This is a genomic window from Cupriavidus consociatus, assembly GCF_017814975.1.
In the GTDB taxonomy this organism is placed as follows: domain Bacteria; phylum Pseudomonadota; class Gammaproteobacteria; order Burkholderiales; family Burkholderiaceae; genus Cupriavidus; species Cupriavidus consociatus.
Genome location: NZ_JAGIQA010000112.1, coordinates 1 through 1,715, shown reverse-complemented (window position 1 = coordinate 1,715; position 1,715 = coordinate 1). Strand labels below are relative to the sequence as shown.

Here is a 1,715-nt window from a genome sequence, read left to right as displayed (position 1 = left end):
GTGTGGGCCGGCGGCTCGGCCGGCGGCGCCGACCACATGCTGGCGGCGCTGGTGGTCAAGGCCGCCGGCGGCAATACCGCGAAGACGAACTACGTACCGTTCTCCGGCGGCGGCGAGGCGCTGGCGGAAATGCTTGGCGGCCGTGTCACCGCGGGCGTCTCGGGCTACAACGAGTTCGAGAGCCAGATCAAGACCGGCAAGCTGCGCGCGCTGGCGGTCTCGTCGGCGCAGCGCCTGCCCGGCATCGCCGTGCCGACGCTGAAGGAGCAAGGGCTGGAGGTTGAGCTGCTGAACTGGCGCGGCATCGTGGCGCCGCCCAACGTGTCGCCGCAACAGGCCGCCGTGCTGTCCGCAGCCGTCGAAAAGGCGGTGAAATCGGCGGAATGGCAGAAGATCCTGAAGGCGCGCGGCTGGGACGATGCCTACCTTCCCGCCGACAAGTTCGGCGCCTACCTGAAATCTGAACAGGCGCGCGTGCGCGACATCCTGGCATCGATCGGCCTGGCGAAATGAAAACGATGATTACCCACGCAGAACGCCGCGCCGCCGCGGCACGTTTCGACAAGCCCAAGGCCATCGTGGGCGCCGGGCTGTTCTTGCTGGCGCTGGTGATGTTCGCCGACGCCAGCCAGTTGCCGCCGCCGCCCGCCGCCGGCATCGGCCCTTCCATCGGCCTGCGCTTCGTGGCCGCACTGCTCGCCTTGCTGGGCATCGTCCACCTGATCGCCGCCGCGCGCCGCGGCAGCGCAGCCGAAGCGCCCGCGCTCGGGCCGATGAACTGGAAGGCGGTCGGCTGGGTCCTGGCCGGGCTACTTGCACTGATGGCGGGGCTGCAGCTGCAGCTCGGCTTTATCGCGGGCGCCACGGTGCTGTTCATTGCCACGGCGCTGGGGTTCGGCGAGCGCCGCGTGCTCAGGTCGGCAGCAATCGGCGTGGCGCTGAATCTGCTCGTGTTCGCGTTCTTCGCCAAGGCGTTGTCGCTGGCGTTGCCGGCGGGGCCGCTGGAACGCCTCATCTTCGGTTAAGCGGGAGCCGCCATGGATGTCTTTACCTATCTCGCCCAGGGGCTGGCCGTCGCAGCACAGCCGGGCAATCTGCTCTTTGCCGGCATCGGCGTGCTGCTCGGCACGCTGGTCGGCATCCTGCCGGGCATCAGCCCGTCGCTGACCGTGGCGCTGCTGCTGCCGGTCACGTTCAAGCTCGACCCGACCGGTTCGCTGATCATGTTCGCCGGGATCTACTTCGGCGGCATGTACGGCAGTTCGACCACCGCGATCCTGATCAACACGCCGGGCGAAGCGGCCTCGATCGCCACCGCCATCGAAGGCCACCGCATGGCCCGCGCCGGCCGCGCCGGGCAGGCGTTGGCGACCGCGGCGATCGGCTCCTTCGTGGCCGGCACGCTGGCCACCGTGGGTCTGGCGCTGCTGGCGCCGGTGCTGGTCGATCTGGCGGTGCAGTTCGGGCCTTGGGATTACTTTGCGCTGATGGTGCTGGCCTTTGTCACGGTGTCGGCGACCTTCGGGGATTCGACGCTGCGTGGACTGACCAGCCTGGCACTCGGCATTGGACTGGGACTGGTCGGCATCGACAAGCTTACCGGGCAGGCGCGGCTGACCTTCGGCGTACCGGAGATGCTCGACGGCATCCAGGTCACCACGCTGGCGGTGGGCCTGTTCGCGATGGGCGAGACGTTCTTCTCAGCGGCGAAGTTC

The 1,715-nt window shown here is 68.8% G+C and carries 3 protein-coding genes; all 3 read left to right on the top strand.

Translation table 11 applies throughout. The features are described 5' to 3' along the window. Nucleotides 1–513: Bug family tripartite tricarboxylate transporter substrate binding protein (locus J8I82_RS37585; protein WP_280908718.1), on the top strand; the 513-nt coding region annotated here is incomplete at its 5' end. Nucleotides 514–518: 5 nt separating this feature from the next. After that, complete coding sequence (locus J8I82_RS37580; protein ID WP_209765670.1) at nt 519–1,025, top strand: tripartite tricarboxylate transporter TctB family protein; 507 nt, start codon at nt 519–521, stop codon at nt 1,023–1,025. Between the two features lie 12 nt (nt 1,026–1,037). Next, a partial coding sequence (locus J8I82_RS37575) for a tripartite tricarboxylate transporter permease (protein ID WP_209765668.1) occupies nt 1,038–1,715 on the top strand: 678 nt, incomplete at its 3' end.